At 38.4% G+C, this 17,466-nt stretch carries 15 protein-coding genes; all 15 read left to right on the top strand.

Annotated features, from left to right (window positions below; genetic code table 11):
* Positions 1-48: 48 nt before the first annotated feature.
* Positions 49-2,769: a calcium-translocating P-type ATPase, SERCA-type gene (locus WAX78_RS16770; protein WP_336483157.1), complete on the top strand. Its 2,721-nt coding sequence runs from the start codon at positions 49-51 to the stop codon at positions 2,767-2,769.
* Between the two features lie 97 nt (positions 2,770-2,866).
* Positions 2,867-3,742: a YicC/YloC family endoribonuclease gene (locus WAX78_RS16765; RefSeq protein WP_336483156.1), complete on the top strand. Its 876-nt coding sequence runs from the start codon at positions 2,867-2,869 to the stop codon at positions 3,740-3,742.
* Positions 3,743-3,808: 66 nt separating this feature from the next.
* Entirely contained in the window at positions 3,809-4,072 is a 264-nt protein-coding gene (gene remA, locus WAX78_RS16760) for an extracellular matrix/biofilm regulator RemA (RefSeq protein WP_336483155.1), read from the top strand.
* A 13-nt stretch (positions 4,073-4,085) separates the two neighbouring features.
* Entirely contained in the window at positions 4,086-4,703 is a 618-nt protein-coding gene (gmk, locus tag WAX78_RS16755) for a guanylate kinase (RefSeq protein WP_336483154.1), read from the top strand.
* Position 4,704: 1 nt separating this feature from the next.
* On the top strand, positions 4,705-4,917 hold the full coding sequence (gene rpoZ / locus WAX78_RS16750; RefSeq protein ID WP_336483153.1) for a DNA-directed RNA polymerase subunit omega: 213 nt from the start codon (positions 4,705-4,707) through the stop codon (positions 4,915-4,917).
* Between the two features lie 426 nt (positions 4,918-5,343).
* Entirely contained in the window at positions 5,344-6,549 is a 1,206-nt protein-coding gene (gene coaBC / locus WAX78_RS16745; protein WP_336483152.1) for a bifunctional phosphopantothenoylcysteine decarboxylase/phosphopantothenate--cysteine ligase CoaBC, read from the top strand.
* Positions 6,546-8,951: a primosomal protein N' gene (gene priA / locus WAX78_RS16740; RefSeq protein ID WP_336483151.1), complete on the top strand. Its 2,406-nt coding sequence runs from the start codon at positions 6,546-6,548 to the stop codon at positions 8,949-8,951. Before coaBC ends, priA begins: the two co-directional genes overlap by 4 nt.
* A 173-nt stretch (positions 8,952-9,124) precedes the next feature.
* The gene (gene def, locus WAX78_RS16735; RefSeq protein ID WP_336483150.1) at positions 9,125-9,601 is read left to right on the top strand and encodes a peptide deformylase; all 477 of its coding nucleotides are present in this window, start codon (positions 9,125-9,127) and stop codon (positions 9,599-9,601) included.
* 16 nt (positions 9,602-9,617) lie between these two features.
* The gene (gene fmt / locus WAX78_RS16730; RefSeq protein ID WP_336483149.1) at positions 9,618-10,562 is read left to right on the top strand and encodes a methionyl-tRNA formyltransferase; all 945 of its coding nucleotides are present in this window, start codon (positions 9,618-9,620) and stop codon (positions 10,560-10,562) included.
* Entirely contained in the window at positions 10,559-11,893 is a 1,335-nt protein-coding gene (gene rsmB, locus WAX78_RS16725; protein WP_336483148.1) for a 16S rRNA (cytosine(967)-C(5))-methyltransferase RsmB, read from the top strand. Before fmt ends, rsmB begins: the two co-directional genes overlap by 4 nt.
* A 4-nt stretch (positions 11,894-11,897) precedes the next feature.
* Positions 11,898-12,986, top strand: a complete 1,089-nt coding sequence (gene rlmN, locus WAX78_RS16720) for a dual-specificity RNA methyltransferase RlmN (protein WP_336483147.1) — start codon at positions 11,898-11,900, stop codon at positions 12,984-12,986.
* A gap of 4 nt (positions 12,987-12,990) precedes the next feature.
* Positions 12,991-13,743 (top strand): Stp1/IreP family PP2C-type Ser/Thr phosphatase, encoded by a 753-nt coding sequence (locus WAX78_RS16715; RefSeq protein WP_336483146.1) that lies wholly within the window; start codon positions 12,991-12,993, stop codon positions 13,741-13,743.
* Between the two features lie 8 nt (positions 13,744-13,751).
* A complete protein-coding gene (pknB, locus tag WAX78_RS16710; protein ID WP_336483145.1) occupies positions 13,752-15,722 on the top strand; it encodes a Stk1 family PASTA domain-containing Ser/Thr kinase in 1,971 nt (656 codons plus the stop codon).
* A gap of 131 nt (positions 15,723-15,853) precedes the next feature.
* Positions 15,854-16,735 (top strand): ribosome small subunit-dependent GTPase A, encoded by an 882-nt coding sequence (gene rsgA / locus WAX78_RS16705; protein ID WP_336483144.1) that lies wholly within the window; start codon positions 15,854-15,856, stop codon positions 16,733-16,735.
* A gap of 2 nt (positions 16,736-16,737) precedes the next feature.
* The gene (rpe, locus tag WAX78_RS16700) at positions 16,738-17,382 is read left to right on the top strand and encodes a ribulose-phosphate 3-epimerase (protein WP_336483143.1); all 645 of its coding nucleotides are present in this window, start codon (positions 16,738-16,740) and stop codon (positions 17,380-17,382) included.
* Positions 17,383-17,466: the final 84 nt, after the last annotated feature.

The following is a 17,466-nucleotide window of genomic DNA, read 5'->3' as shown; positions in this document are numbered from 1 at the left end:
AATAAGCTTTCATTAGAGCATGTCTGCAATCAGGAGGTAGGTGGCGAGATGAATTGGTATGAACTGCGTGCACATGAAGTTGAAGAGCGAACGAATACAAATGTAAAAACAGGATTGACGGAGCAAGAGGTGGAAATGCGGCTGAAAAAACTTGGCCCAAACGAACTCCAAGAAGCAAAACGGCCTTCTGCACTTGTTGTGTTCTTAGCGCAATTTAAAGATTTTATGGTACTTGTTTTGTTTGGAGCAACAATTATTTCTGCTTTTTTAGGAGAATATGTTGATGCAATTGCTATTGTTGCAATTGTCATTATCAATGGAATCCTCGGTTTCTTTCAAGAGAGAAAAGCAGAAAAATCGTTGGAAGCATTAAAAGAGCTTGCCGCCCCGCAAGTAATTGTACTTCGAAATGGAAAGTGGATGAAAATTCCTTCGAAAGGTCTTGTGCTTGGAGATATTATTAAATTTTCAAGCGGGGATCGTATCGGTGCTGATGTGCGTCTCATTGAAGCTTCGAGTCTATATATTGAAGAGTCAGCATTAACAGGAGAATCCGTGCCGGTACAAAAGAAAATTGATGTTCTGCATGGAGTGGATGTTTCAATTGGTGATCAAACAAATATGGCGTTCATGGGAACGATGATTACAAGGGGATCCGGCATTGGAGTTGTTATTGGAACAGGAATGAATACAGCAATGGGACAAATTGCAAACATGCTGCAAAATGCGGAGCAAAATGAAACGCCGCTGCAGCGAAGACTTGAGCAGCTTGGAAAAATTCTAATTGTCGTTGCATTAATTTTAACGGCACTCGTTGTGTTGGTTGGTGTGTATCAAGGGAATGAAACATATCATATGTTTTTAGCGGGTGTTTCGCTTGCTGTTGCAGCGATTCCTGAAGGATTGCCAGCCATTGTGACAGTAGCACTCTCGCTTGGTGTTCAGCGTATGATTAAGAAAAAAGCAATTGTAAGAAAGCTGCCTGCGGTTGAAACATTAGGATGTGCATCTGTCATTTGTTCAGACAAAACAGGGACGATGACGCAAAATAAAATGATGGTCACACATGTATGGTCGAGTGGTGAGATGTGGAATATAACGGGGCAAGGTTATGAACCAAAAGGTGAATTTCTGAGAGGTGATAAGAAAATAAATCCGACAGCGGCTCGCTCTTTATATCAGCTTCTCACATTTGGATGCTTATGTAACAACGCAAATATTGTAAAAAAGAAAAAAACGTATGTATTAGACGGTGATCCGACAGAAGGTGCACTCGTTGCAGCAGCGATGAAGGCTGGTATTTCAAGAGAAGGGATAAAGGATCAATTTGAGGTCATTCACGAGTTTCCGTTTGATTCAACGCGGAAAATGATGAGTGTAATTGTTCGTGACAAAGCAGGTAAAAAATTTGTGATAACAAAGGGAGCACCCGATGTTTTATTAAAAATGAGTCAAACCATTTTATGGGGAAATAAACAGCAGCCATTCACAGAATTGTATAGAAACGAAGTGCAAACGGCGATTTATCATTTAGGAAGTCAAGCACTTCGTACAATTGCAGTTGCTTTTAAACCATTAAAAACAACTGATCACATTCAAAGTGAACAAGAAGCAGAAAGAGATTTAATGTTCATTGGGCTGCAAGGAATGATTGATCCGCCAAGACCGGAAGTGAAGCAAGCAGTGCAAGAGTGTAAAGATGCAGGTATCAAAACAATTATGATTACAGGAGACCATAAAGTAACAGCGATGGCAATCGCTGAGCAGCTTGGGATTTTACCACCTGGCGGCCGCGTTGTGGAAGGAATTGAACTTGCAAACATGGCGGTTGAGGAATTAGAAAATATTGTAGATGAAACGTATGTCTTTGCACGTGTTTCTCCAGAACATAAATTGAAAATTGTAAAGGCGCTGCAAAATAAAGATCATATTGTGGCGATGACTGGTGATGGTGTAAACGATGCGCCTGCTATAAAAGCAGCTGATATCGGTGTAGCAATGGGGACTACTGGGACAGATGTTGCAAAAGAGGCATCATCTCTTGTGTTATTAGACGATAACTTCGCTACTATAAAAGCAGCAATTAAAGAAGGAAGAAATATTTACGAAAATATTCGGAAGTTTATTCGTTATTTATTAGCATCCAATGTTGGAGAAATTTTAGTTATGTTATTTGCGATGATACTAGCATTACCATTACCGCTCGTACCAATTCAAATATTATGGGTGAATTTAGTAACAGATGGTTTACCGGCAATGGCACTTGGGCTTGATGCACCAGAAGGTGATGTTATGCGTAGGAAACCGCGCCATCCAAAAGAAGGAGTATTCGCGAGAGGACTTGCATGGAAAATTGTTAGCCGTGGTTTTTTAATCGGTGCTATGACACTCTTAGCATTCATTATTGCACACAATCAAAATCCAAATGAATTAAAGTATGCGCAAACAGTTGCGTTTGCAACACTTGTTTTAGCCCAGCTTATCCATGTGTTTGATTGCCGCAGTGAGCATTCTGTATTTCACCGTAATCCATTTGGAAATATGTACTTAGTAGGAGCGGTGCTTATTTCGATTTTACTAATGTTAGTCGTGATTTATTATCCGCCATTGCAACCGATTTTTAGTACCATGCCAATTCAAGCGAGAGATTGGCTCTTGATTGTTGGGCTTTCTTCTATTCCAACATTCTTATTAGTGGGATCTTTACTAACCGGAAAGTCTGAAAAGAAGAAACCAATTGTATATAAAAGAGGCGTAAACTTGAAATAGTAAATGAGATAAAAGTATGATATAATTTCAAAAGGTAGTAGAGTAGAGTCTCTATTACCTTTTTCATTGAGTAAGATCATGGCTTGGATGTGATAAAATGATTTCGAGTATGACAGGGTTTGGACGCGCAAAAGTAGAAAATGATGCGTTTCAAATTACAGTAGAAATGAAGTCGGTCAATCATCGCTTTTTAGAGATGAATATTCGTCTTCCGAAGCAAATGATGGTGTTCGAGGATAAAATCCGCAAATTAATTGCAGAACAAGTTGGCCGCGGACGTATTGAAGTATCGATTATTGTTGAAGGGGAAGGGCTCGTTGAACGGAAATTACGAGTGGACTGGTCCCTTTTAGAGCAATATAAGCTCATTATGGAAGAAGCGAAGGATAAATTTCAATTACAGGATTCGATTACATTGCAGCAGCTTATTGCTATGCCAGAAGTGACAGCAATTGAAGAAGTTGAGAATGTAAATGAAACGTTTGAACATAGTTTGTATGAAGCGGTTCGCTGCGCAGCTAGTATGTTAAAAACGATGCGTGATGGTGAAGGAGAACGACTACATAAAGATTTGGAGCATCGTTTGCAAGAAATTCACACGTGCGTGCATGCCATTGTTCCCTATGCGCCGTCAGTCATTCAAAAATATCGTGAGCGTTTGGAGAACCGTTTGAAAGAATTACATAATCAAGAATTAGAGGAACAACGATTACTTACAGAAATAGCGGTGTTTGCAGACCGCTGTGATATTCATGAAGAGTTAGTTCGTCTGCAAAGTCATTTAGAACAATTTCAAGAGGCGCTGCAAAGTACAGAACCGGTTGGAAGAAAGATGGACTTTATTGTACAAGAGATGCATCGTGAAATAAATACAATTGGTTCGAAAGCAAATGACTTAACAATTTCAAAATATGTTGTTGAAATGAAAAATAATCTTGAAAAAATTCGTGAACAAGTACAAAATATTGAGTAGTTGTCAATTGTATACGAAGTTATACGAGACGGAGAAATCGGATAGACTTACTAGGAGGCGCAAACTATGGCCATGCGGTTTTTAAATATTGGATATGGAAATATCGTATCTGCACATCGAATTATTTCCATTGTAAGTCCGGAATCAGCACCGATTAAAAGATTAGTACAGGAAGCTCGCGAACAAAATGTGCTGCTTGATGCTACTTATGGTCGAAAAACACGAGCGGTTATTGTTATGGATGATGGACATATTGTATTAAGTCCAATACAACCGGAGACAATTGCTCATCGATTAAACAATAAAGATGATTTAAGTGACGAAGGGTAGGTTTAACATATATATGAGAAATAGAAGAGGGTTGCTCATTGTTCTTTCAGGGCCTTCTGGTGTTGGAAAAGGAACGGTTCGAAAGGAATTGTTCAGTCAAGAAGATACAAATTTACAGTACTCTATTTCTGTTACAACGCGTAAACCACGTGAAGGAGAAGTAGATGGTGTTGATTATTTCTTTAAAACGAGAGAAGAATTTGAAGAGATGATTCGTAACAATAAACTGCTTGAATGGGCGGAATTTGTTGGAAACTATTACGGAACACCAATCGATTATGTAGAACAGACATTGCAGCAAGGGAAAGATGTTTTCTTAGAAATCGAAGTGCAAGGTGCGATTCAAGTAAAGAAAGCTTTTCCAGAAGGAGTATTTATCTTTTTAGCTCCTCCAAGTTTATCGGAATTGAAAAACCGTATTGTTGGTCGTGGTACAGAAACAGAAGAAGTAATTCAAAATCGTTTAACAGTAGCAAAAGAAGAAATCGAAATGATGGATGCTTATGACTACGTAGTAGAAAATGATGAAGTGGAACTTGCTTGCGAACGTATTAAGGCAATTGTGATAGGTGAACATTGTCGCCGTGAGCGAGTAGCAAAATATTATAAAGAAATGACGGAGGAAATATAATATGTTAAACCCATCTATTGATTCATTATTACAAAAAATTGATTCTAAATATACGCTAGTAACAGTAGCTGCAAAGCGTGCTCGTGAAATGCAAGAGCATAACGATTGTGGTGTTGAGCAACCAGTATCTCATAAGTGTGTAGGAAAAGCATTAGAAGAGATTGATGCACAGTTATTAAAATACGAACCAAGTGAAGATAATAACCAGAAATAAAGCTTTCTTTTCGACAAATAGAGGCATAGATACTATACTTTTCTATGTAACAGTAACAACCTATTTACAAGTAGGTTGTTATTTTTTTACGATATAGGATGGAGGAGAGCGGCAACTTTTATCCCGCTGTTTTTGGGCAGTAAAACTCCCGCCTCAAGATTGAGAGAATCGTTGTCCAGCTCTAGCGGCTAGAATCTCCGGTCGTTTCACCCCCTCGGACGAGGCAAAAAGCGCCTCTCTGTCGGGAGCTCCAACGTCCTGCGATTCTGAGCGAGCCGCTTCCGCTTTTCTAAAGAAGATAGGTGGGAAATAACTGCTGGCACGCGCCCGATTGATGGAAGTTTTACTTTAATTGTATGCTTGTGATTATGAATGGTTTGAAGTTCGAATAGGACTAAGTTTCATAAAAGAAAGAGGACGAGACCTATGCTAAAAGGGAAAAAAATACTTTTATGTGTTACAGGAGGCATTGCTGTTTTTAAAGCAGCTGCGCTAACAAGTAAATTAACACAGGCAGGTGCGCTTGTGAAAGTAGTAATGAGTGAATCGGCAATGAAGTTTGTTACACCGCTTACATTTCAAGCGCTTTCTCGCCATGATGTATATACAGATACATTTGATGAAAAAGATTCAGCAGTCATTGCTCATATTGATTTAGCAGACTGGGCTGATGTTGTCCTTGTTGCACCAGCGACAGCAAACATTATTGGTAAATTCGCAAATGGTCTTGCAGATGATATGATTTCAACGACGCTTCTTGCAACAACAGCTCCAGTGTGGATTGCACCTGCGATGAATGTTCATATGTACGAAAATCCAGTTGTTCAAAAAAACATGCAAACATTAAAAAAATTAGGTTATACATTTATTGAGCCTGGAGAAGGCTTTTTAGCTTGTGGATATGTTGCGAAAGGTCGATTAGAAGAACCAGAAAACATCGTAGCAATGTTAGAAGTACATTTTTCACAAGGGAAGCCACTTCAAGGAAAACGTATACTAGTGACAGCAGGACCAACGCGTGAGAAGATTGATCCAGTTCGTTTTATGACAAATTTCTCATCTGGAAAAATGGGCTATGCGCTTGCGGAAGTTGCGGCAAGTCTTGGAGCAGAGGTCATTCTTGTTTCTGGTCCAACGGCGTTAACGCCACCTGCGAATGTAACCACAATACAAGTACAATCAGCACAAGATATGCTAGAGGCAGTTTTACATCATTATTCTAGTATGGATGTTGTGATCAAAACAGCAGCCGTTGCAGATTATCGGCCGAAAATCGTTTATGATGAAAAAATGAAAAAGAAAAATGGCGATACGGTTATTGAACTTGAACGCACGATAGATATTCTTAAAACATTAGGTGAACAAAAAGAGCATCAATTACTCATTGGTTTTGCAGCAGAAACAACAAACGTTGAAGAGTATGCAACGAAAAAATTACGTGAGAAAAATGCTGATATGATTGTTGCTAATGATGTAAAAGCAGAAGGTGCAGGATTTGGTACGGATACAAATATTGTGACAATGTATAAACGAAATGGCGCCATGGTTGAATTGCCGCTACTAGCAAAGCAGGAAGTAGCGAGAGAGATTTTACTACAAGTTGAAACAATGTTGGAAGAGGATCATGCATGAAATTTGCAAGTGTAATTGTCGATGTTCCAGCAAGGCAAACGGATAGGCCATTCGATTATATTATTCCTCAGCGTTGGGAAGATCTTGTTCAAACGGGTATGCGAGTTGTTGTTCCATTTGGACCGCGAAAATTACAAGGATTTGTCATCGGGATAAAAGATACAGTAGATGTAGATGTAAATAAGTTGAAAACGTTGCATGAATTATTAGATGTAACACCTGTATTAAATGAGGAATTACTACAGCTTGGAAGTTGGCTTACAGAAGAAACACTTTGCTTCAAAATTTCAGCGTTCCAAGTTATGTTGCCAACAGCAATTAAAGCGACATATAAAAAACAGCTACGTCTTCATCGACCGGAAGACGTAGCGGCCAATGTGAAATTGCTCTTTCAAGGAAAAGAAAGCATCGATTGGAATGTGCTAGATGAACAACCACAGTTGTACCGTGCAGTACAAACAGAAATTGCGAAAGGGACTGTGGAAGTTGTTTATGAAGTAAAGGATAAGGCGCAAAAGAAAAAACAAAAAATGATTCAACCTGTTTTGCCTTACGAAGAATTAGAGGAAACGGCCTTTCATCTAAAGAGTAAAAAGCAGCAAGATGTATTGTATTATTTTATGGAACACTATCGGTCTGTACCGTTAAAAATAGTATTGGAAGAATTACAAATGACGGATGCTCCCATTAAATCTCTTGTGAAAAAAGGTTTGTTAGCTGAAAAATATGTGGAAGTGTATCGAAATCCGTATGATGATGATGCTTTTGAGCGCACAAAACCATTGCCGCTTACAGAAGAGCAACAACAAGTCATTACACCGATATTAACTTCTATTACAAAAGAAAAGCATGAGACGTTTTTACTGTACGGTGTAACAGGGAGCGGAAAAACAGAAGTTTATTTACAGTCAATTGAAGAAGTACTTAGAAAAGGAAAAGAAGCCATTGTACTTGTACCTGAAATTTCATTAACGCCGCAAATGGTGGATCGTTTTAAAGGGCGTTTTGGCTCGCAAGTTGCAGTTCTTCATAGCGCATTGTCTGTTGGGGAAAAATATGATGAATGGCGTAAAATCTTGCGGAAAGAAGTCAAAGTAGTTGTAGGGGCGCGTTCAGCAATTTTTGCACCATTTGAGAATTTAGGAATTATTATTATTGATGAAGAACATGAATCGAGTTACAAACAAGAGGACAATCCACGCTACCACGCACGTACTGTTGCAATTCGGCGGGGAGAATATCACAATTGTCCCGTCGTATTAGGAAGTGCTACACCTACACTAGAATCGTTTGCTCGCGCAAAAAAAGGTGTATATGAGCTGCTTACAATGACAAAGCGTATGAATGAAAGGGATTTGCCGTCAGTTGAGATTATTGATATGAGAGAAGAACTTCGTGCCGGGAATCGTTCTATGTTTTCTCAGCTTCTTCATGAGAAAATGGCGGATCGGTTAGAGAAAAAGGAACAAATGGTACTCTTTTTAAATAGAAGGGGCCATTCAACATTTGTCATGTGTCGTGATTGTGGCTATGTAGTACAATGCCCACACTGTGATATTTCACTTACATATCACAGGATGAATAATCGCTTGAAATGTCATTATTGTAGTTATGAGGAAAATTTACCAAATGCTTGTCCTGCTTGTAATAGTTCCTATATCCGCTTCTTTGGAACAGGAACACAAAAGGTTGAAGAAGAAATTACAAAATTGTTCCCTGAGGCGCGTGTCATTCGAATGGATGTTGATACGACAAGTCGTAAAGGGATGCACGAAAAGCTCCTAAAATCATTTGGTGCAGGAGAGGCAGATATTTTACTTGGAACACAAATGATTGCCAAAGGTCTTGATTTTCCAAATATAACACTTGTAGGTGTATTAACAGCAGATACGATGCTACATTTGCCGGATTTCAGGGCGAGTGAAAAAACATATCAGCTTTTAACGCAAGTGAGCGGTCGGGCTGGACGTCATGAACTTCCAGGTGAAGTCGTTATTCAAACGTATACACCCGAACATTATAGTGTAGAATTAGCGAAACAGCAGCAGTATGATACGTTCTTTGAACGCGAGATGTATATGAGGAAAATTCGGCAATATCCACCATATTATTATGTGGCACTAGTTACAGTATCCCATCCGGAAATATTAAAAGCGGTGCAGGTAACAGAGAAAATTGTTGGTTTTTTACGACAACATTGTGCCCAGCAAACGATGATTTTAGGTCCGGTTGCTTCAGCAATTCCTCGTATAAAAGATAGATATCGCTATCAATGCATGATAAAATACAAACGGGAACCAAACTTAAAGTACGTGCTCAAAATGGTAAATGAACATTATCAGGCAGAAATGCAGAAAGATTTGCAAATCTCAATTGATTTTAATCCAACCATGTTAATGTAGCAGTCAAATTCAGAGGCAAATGGATAAAATAAAGTGAAACTTATACAAGTGGGAGGCTTTATTTCACTACTTGTGGAAAGATCTCACCAACTGAACTCTTATCGCCTTCGAATAGCAGGATAAGAAGATGCACCTTTATTTGAATCTCATTGTATGTTGAGAGGGAGAGAAGTATGGCAACGTTAGAAATTGTAAAACATCCAAATGAAGTATTAGAAACGCCGTGTGAACGTGTTATAAACTTTGATAAAAAGTTAGTGAAACTGTTAAAAGACATGCACGAAACAATGTTGATCGCAGATGGTGTTGGTTTAGCAGCACCGCAAGTTGGTGTAAGTTTGCAGGTTGCTGTTGTAGACATTGATGATGATAACGGGAAAATTGAGTTGATTAATCCTATTATTTTGGAACAACGTGGTGAACAAGTAGGTCCCGAAGGTTGCTTAAGTTTTCCGGGGCTTTTTGGTGATGTAACACGTGCCGAGTATATTAAAGTCCGTGCTCAAAATCGCCGTGGAAAAGTATTTTTACTAGAAGCAGACGGATTTTTAGCTCGTGCAATTCAACATGAAATCGATCATTTACACGGTGTATTATTTACATCTAAAGTAACGCGATATTATGAAGAAAACGAATTAGAAGAGATGTAAAAGGAGAGTTTTGTGAATGGTGAAAGTTGTATTTATGGGAACACCGGACTTTTCAGTGCCGGTGCTTCGTCGTCTTATTGAAGATGGATATGATGTGATTGGTGTTGTGACACAGCCGGATCGTCCAGTAGGTAGAAAAAAGATTATGACACCAACACCTGTTAAAGCTGAAGCAGAAAAACATGGTATTCCGGTGTTACAACCGTTAAAAATTCGTGAAAAAGATGAATATGAAAAGGTGTTGGCGCTAGAGCCGGATTTAATTGTAACAGCTGCGTTCGGACAAATTGTACCAAACGAAATTTTAGAAGCACCGAAGTACGGATGTATTAATGTCCATGCTTCATTACTCCCAGAACTTCGCGGCGGTGCACCTATCCATTATTCCATCATGCAAGGAAAAGAAAAAACAGGTATTACTATTATGTATATGGTTGAAAAATTAGATGCCGGCGATATTTTAACGCAAGTAGAAGTAGAAATTGAAGAACGTGAAACAACTGGTTCATTATTTGATAAATTAAGTGAGGCTGGAGCGCACTTATTATCAACAACTGTTCCGCTGTTAATACAAGGGAAGTTGGAACCAATTAAACAAAATGAAGACGAAGCAACATTTGCTTACAATATTAAACGTGAGCAAGAAAAGATTGATTGGATGAAAACAGGTGAAGAGGTTTACAATCATATTCGTGGTTTAAATCCATGGCCAGTTGCTTATACGACTTTAGCAGGACAAGTTGTAAAAGTATGGTGGGGAGAAAAGGTTTCTGTAAAGGAGCAAGCCGAAGCCGGAACAATTATAGCAGTTGAAGAAGATGGTTTTATTGTGGCAACAGGAAATAAAACGGCAATTAAAATTACCGAGTTGCAACCATCTGGTAAAAAGCGCATGAGCTGTTCACAATTTTTGCGTGGAACAAAGCCTGAAATTGGTACGAAGTTAGGAGTAGACGCATGAAACAAAACGTTCGTGAATTAGCTCTTGACGGCTTATTACAAGTTGAAAAAAGCGGTGCATACAGTAATTTGCTTTTAAACAATCTTATTGAAAAAAGCAATATTGATAAAAAAGATGTTGGATTGTTAACAGAAGTTGTATATGGAACAATTCAAAGACGTGATACACTTGATTACTATTTACAGCCGTTTTTGCGGAAAAAGATTGAACTGTGGGTAAAAGTGCTACTTCGCTTATCTTTGTATCAAATGTTATATTTAGATCGTGTTCCAGAGCGAGCGGCAATTCATGAAGCGGTTGAAATCGCAAAGCGCCGTGGACATAAAGGAATTGCAGGTCTTGTGAACGGGGTACTCCGTTCTATTCAGCGTGAAGGTGTTCCATCGTTAGATGAGATTAAAAGTCCTGAAAAACGCCTTGCAATTGCGACAGGTCATCCAGAATGGCTTGTAAAAGAATGGGTAGAAGCATACGGAATTGAAACGGCACAAAAAATGTGTGAAGTAAACTTACTTCCACCAGTTCCAACCGCTCGAGTGAATGTGGCGAAAGCATCTGTAGAAGAGGCGCTTCAAATGCTAGAAACAGAAGGAATTCAAGCAAAACATGGTGATTTGTCAGAAGATGCAATTCAAATAGAAAAAGGAAATGTAGCTCATACAAAAGCATTTCAAGAAGGATTGTTGTCTATCCAAGATGAAAGTTCCATGCTTGTGGCTCGTGCACTTAATCCGGAAGCGGGAGATATTATTCTTGATAGTTGCGCTGCTCCTGGTGGGAAAACAACGCATATTGCAGAACGCTTACAAGGAACAGGGAGAGTCATCTCTCTTGATCTACATCCACACAAAGTGCGTTTAATTCAGCAACAAGCAAAGCGTCTTCAATTAGAAAATGTAGAAGCGAAAACGCTCGATGCCCGGAAAGTACAAGAACATTTTGAACAAGAGAGTTTTGATAAAGTATTAGTGGATGCTCCGTGCTCTGGATTTGGTGTAATTCGCCGTAAACCAGATATTAAAATTGGAAAACAAAAAGAAGATAGTGAAAGACTTGCAAATATTCAGCTATCTATTTTAGAAAAGGTAGCTCCTTTGTTGAAAAAGGGAGGACGCCTTGTTTATAGTACGTGTACAATTGAAAAAGTAGAAAACGAACAAGTGGTAGAGCTGTTTTTACAATCACATCCTGAATTTGAATGGGATACAACATTGAAAGAACGATTGCCAAAAGACGTGCATCCGTATGTAGTAGAAGGTGGAGTGCAAATTTTACCGCATTACTTTGCGACGGATGGATTTTATATCGCTTGTTTAAGAAAGAAGGTGTAGCATCATGGAAACAACTGTAAAAAAACAAAAAAAAGAATTAGAAACAAAAAAACCGTCTATTTATTCTCTGCAGCTTCATGATATGGAACAATGGTTAAAAGAACAAGGAGAACCTAAATTCCGTGCTGGTCAAATTTTTGATTGGCTATATAAAAAACGTGTAGCAACTTTTGAGGATATGTCAAACCTTTCTAAAGGATTGCGTGAAAAATTGTCGAATTCCTTTGATATTACAACTTTAAAAACATTGGTAAAGCAAACATCTTCAGATGGAACAATTAAATTCTTATTCCAATTGCATGATGGTTATTCTATTGAAACAGTATTAATGCGCCATGATTATGGAAATTCAATTTGTGTAACAACACAAGTTGGTTGCCGAATTGGCTGTACGTTTTGCGCATCAACACTTGGCGGCTTAAAACGCAATTTAGAAGCTGGTGAGATTGTTGCACAAGTTGTCGAAGTACAACGTGAGCTAGATAATACAGATGAGCGTGTAAGCTCTCTTGTTGTTATGGGAATCGGAGAACCGTTTGATAATTATGACAGCTTAATGGCGTTTTTACGTATCGTGAATCATGAAAAAGGGCTTCACATTGGAGCGCGTCATATGACGGTATCAACAAGTGGAATTATCCCGAAAATTTATAAGTTTGCTGAAGAAAATATACAAATTAACTTTGCGGTTTCCTTACATGCTCCAAATACAGAGCTGCGTTCAAAATTAATGCCAATTAACCGGGCATACAAGCTACCGGATTTAATGGAAGCTATCAAATATTACATCGAGAAAACAGGGCGCCGTGTTTCATTTGAATATGGCTTATTTGGAGGAGAAAATGACCAAGTCGAACATGCTGAGGAATTAGCTCAGCTGTTAAAAGGTGTGAAATGTCATGTTAACTTAATTCCAGTTAACTATGTACCAGAACGCGATTATGTAAGAACACCGCGCGAACAAATTTTCTTGTTTGAAAAAACATTAAAAGATCGTGGTGTTAACGTAACGATTCGTCGTGAACAAGGTCATGATATTGATGCAGCCTGCGGTCAATTGCGTGCAAAGGAGCGCAAAGAAGAGACGAGGTGAGATGATGAAAACCGTGTTTCTATCAGATAAAGGAAAAGTTCGTCAACATAATGAAGATAGTGCAGGAGTATTTCATAATCTAGATGGAGCTGTTTTAGCGGTTGTAGCAGATGGAATGGGAGGTCATCGAGCGGGCGATGTTGCCAGCTCGATGGCAATCCAATTGTTCCATGACTATTGGGAACAAACGTATAATATGGATACGCCTAAAAAAGCAGAACAATGGTTACATAATCATGCTCAAATTATTAATGAACGTGTATACAAATATTCTGGAGAACATCCAGAATGTAGTGGAATGGGGACAACAATCGTTGCAGCTATATGCACAGCTACTTTTGTTACAATTGGCCATATTGGAGATAGTCGCTGTTATATGTTATCGGACGATTATATGTCACTTGTAACCGAAGATCATTCCCTTGTAAATGAACTCGTTCGACATGGAGAAATTTCAAAAGAAGATGCTGAATATCATCCAAGAAAAAATGTTTTATTAAGAGCACTTGGTACGGAAGAAACCGTTATATTAGATGCGAAAACTTTAGTATTAGAAGAGGGAGATCAGTTGTTGCTCTGTTCCGATGGGTTATCTAATAAAGTTGCAATGAGCCGTATGAAAGAGGTTTTACAATCTGATGAGCTTTTGCAAACAAAAAGCGAACAACTTGTGCAGCTTGCAAATGACCTTGGCGGTGAAGATAACATTACTCTTGTCATTATTGATTATGCGGATTCGGCGAACGAAAGTAGGTGAATTACAACGTGATGATTGGAAGACGCCTAAATGACCGTTACAAGCTGCTTAAAATGATTGGTGGCGGGGGAATGGCCAATGTATATTTGGCGCATGATGACATACTTGATCGCGATGTAGCTGTAAAGATGTTACGCCTTGATTATTCGAATAATGATGAGTTTATTAAGCGTTTCCATCGAGAAGCTCAATCGGTCACGACGTTGTCGCATCCAAATATTGTTAATATGTATGACGTCGGAGAAGAAGATGGAATTTATTATCTTGTTATGGAATATGTGCCTGGTCAAACGTTAAAGCAATACATACAACAGCGAGGTCTTCTTCCTGTAGGAGAAGCGCTTGATATTATGGAACAATTAACTGCTGCGATGGCTCATGCGCATCATTTTGAAATTGTTCACCGTGATATTAAGCCTCATAATATTTTAATTCGAAGTGATGGTGTTGTGAAGGTCACAGACTTTGGTATTGCAACAGCGACAAGCGCAACGACGATTACACATACAAATTCTGTTCTTGGTTCTGTTCATTATTTATCTCCTGAGCAGGCAAGAGGCGGTGTTGCCAATAAGCAATCAGATATTTATTCACTTGGAATTGTGATGTTTGAACTATTAACAGGAAGGCCGCCGTTTTCTGGAGAATCTGCTGTTTCTATTGCTCTTAAACATTTGCAAAATGAAACACCATCTCCGAAAAGATGGAATCCTGATATTCCACAAAGTGTAGAAAATATTATTTTGAAAGCAACAACGAAAGACCCATTTCATCGCTATCAATCTGCTAATGCAATGAAACGTGATATTGAAACAGCATTATATCCAGAACGAATAAATGAACAACCTTTCCATATACCTGAAGATATGGAAGCAACAAAGGCAATTCCTATCATTCAGCAGGAGCAATTGATAAATACAAATAGTGAAGAAACGATTATTTTATCTGGAAATTCGAAAGAAGAAAAGCAGCAAAATGAAGTGAAACAAGAAGAAAAACAAAAAAAGAAAAGCAATCGATGGCTCAAAATTTTACTTGCGACTTTCATATTTTTAGTTGTGTGTGGAATATTGGCAGTGACAGTTATTCCAGGTTTCTTTATTCCAAAGGAAGTCAAAGTGCCGGATGTGTCTGGTATGACCTATGAAAAAGCTGTCAATACACTTGTTGATAAAGGGTTCGAATTGACGACACCGCAAGTTGTATATACAGATGAAGTGGAAGAAGGTAAGGCCATTAAAACAAATCCAGCGGCAGGACGGATTGTGAGAGAGAATACAAAAATCACGATTTTTCAATCAGGTGGAAAACAAAAGAAAAAAATGCCTAATTTAATTGGGAAAGAATATACTCAGATTAAAGATGAATTAACTCAATATAAGGGCGTTGTACCTTATTATATTGAAAGTGAAAAGCCGAAAGATGAAATTGTAGAACAAATTCCTGAAGCAGGACAATCTATTGTAGAGGAAGAACAAGAAATAAAAGTGTGGATTAGTAAGGGACCGAAACAAATTCGACTTGTTGATTTTTCTGGTTGGACAGAAAATAGTGTGAATAGCTATTTAAACGATAAAAAGCTTGTACCAGAAATAAAGAGAGAGTATTCAAATACAGTTGATAAAGGGCTTGTTATTTCACAATCACCAAAGCCAGATACGAACTTAAAAGAAGGGACAAAAGTAACAATTGTTGTCTCTGATGGACCTAAAGAAAAACCGACAAAAATTGTAAAAGTCGACAATATCCCAATCGAGTATCAAGCACCGGCAACTGGAGAGAAAAAACCACAAACAATTGAAATATATAAAGAAGATATGCAGAATACTATGGATAAGCCGTTTGAAACGAGAACGATAACAGAGTCTACGACAATTTCTCTTGAGTTTGTTATTCAGGAAGGAAATAAAGGACGTTATAAAATTGTTCGTGACGGAACGACGTTAATCGAAAAAGAAGTTCTGTATCCAACAGGGTAAAGTGAAACTCACGTTAGGAACTTATAAATGGTGAGTTGAACGAATCTCGTTCTAAAGTCTATTATGAATATCTATAAAAAGAAATTGGCTTTTTATGTTCTTTAGAACAAGATAAATGAAGGAGAGAATGTATGCCAGAAGGGAAAATTATAAAAGCTTTAAGTGGATTTTACTATGTGCAGCATGAAGAGGGGGTAACGCAGTGCCGAGGACGTGGTGTATTCCGTAAACATAAAATTACACCGCTTGTTGGCGATCAAGTCGTATTCCAAGCTGAAAATCCGAGCGAAGGATATGTTCTAGAAATATTAGAGCGAAAAAATGAACTTGTGCGCCCGCCGATTGCGAACGTTGATCAAGCGCTGCTTGTATTTTCTGCAGTAGAACCAGAGTTTAATCCATTGTTATTAGACCGTTTTTTAGTTTTAATCGAGTTTCATAATATTAAACCAATTATTTGTATCAGTAAGATGGATTTAATAGATGCGAAAACACGTGAAACAATTGAATCGTATGCACGGGATTACATTGCAATTGGTTACGATGTAGTATTTACTTCAACGACAACTTCAGAGAGCATAGAAGTATTAAAGCCGTTTTTACAAGGTTGTGTTTCTGTTGTAGCGGGACAATCTGGTGTAGGGAAATCTTCTCTTTTAAACGTGTTACGTCCAGATTTAGCTTTAAAAACGAGTGGAATTTCAGCTCATTTAGGACGAGGTAAGCATACGACAAGACATGTGGAATTAATTGAAGTAGGAAGCGGCCTTGTTGCAGATACACCTGGGTTTAGTTCGCTGGATTTTATCGATATAGAAGTAGAAGATCTCACATATTGTTTTCCAGAATTGAAAGAACAGAGTCAATACTGTAAATTTAGAGGTTGTACGCATCTTTCTGAGCCGAAGTGTGCGGTAAAAGATGCTGTAGAAGAAGGTGGCATTACACGCTATCGTTACGAGCACTATATGCAATTCGTTGAAGAAATTAGAGATAGAAAGCCGAGGTATTAATGATGATTAAAATTGCACCATCGATTTTATCAGCAGACTTTTCAAGATTGGGAGAAGAAATTAAAGATGTAGAAAAAGGCGGAGCGGATTACATACATGTCGATGTAATGGACGGACATTTTGTTCCAAATATTACAATTGGTCCGTTGATTGTAGAAGCAATTCGTCCAATTACTTCTTTACCATTAGATGTTCATCTTATGATTGAAAACCCGGATCAGTACATTCCTATTTTTGCAAAAGCAGGAGCGGATATTATTACAGTACACGTAGAAGCGTGTCCGCACTTACATCGTACGATTCAATTAATCAAGTCGCATGGTATTAAAGCGGGTGTTGTTTTAAATCCACATACATCAGTTTCTATGATTGAGCATGTATTAGGAGATATAGATATGGTGTTACTTATGACGGTAAATCCGGGTTTTGGTGGTCAAAAGTTCATTCATTCTGTATTACCAAAAATTAAACAAGTTGCTGACATGGTTCGTGAACGCAATTTACAAGTAGAGATTGAAGTTGATGGCGGCGTTAATATAGAAACAGCGAAATTATGTGTAGAAGCAGGAGCGAATGTTCTCGTTGCAGGATCCGCTGTATACAATCAAAAAGATCGCGGGGCGGCAATTGCAGCTATTCGTGGATAAAGTGAAACTTCCATCAGTGGTGGGGGTTATCCCCCACTGATGGAAAGCTTTCACCAATCGGGCGCATGCCAGCAGTTATCCCCC

This window comes from Bacillus yunxiaonensis (assembly GCF_037104695.1).
Classification (GTDB): domain Bacteria; phylum Bacillota; class Bacilli; order Bacillales; family Bacillaceae_G; genus Bacillus_A; species Bacillus_A yunxiaonensis.
Note: the sequence above shows the minus strand (reverse complement) of the source record. Positions and strands in the feature narration are given on the sequence as shown.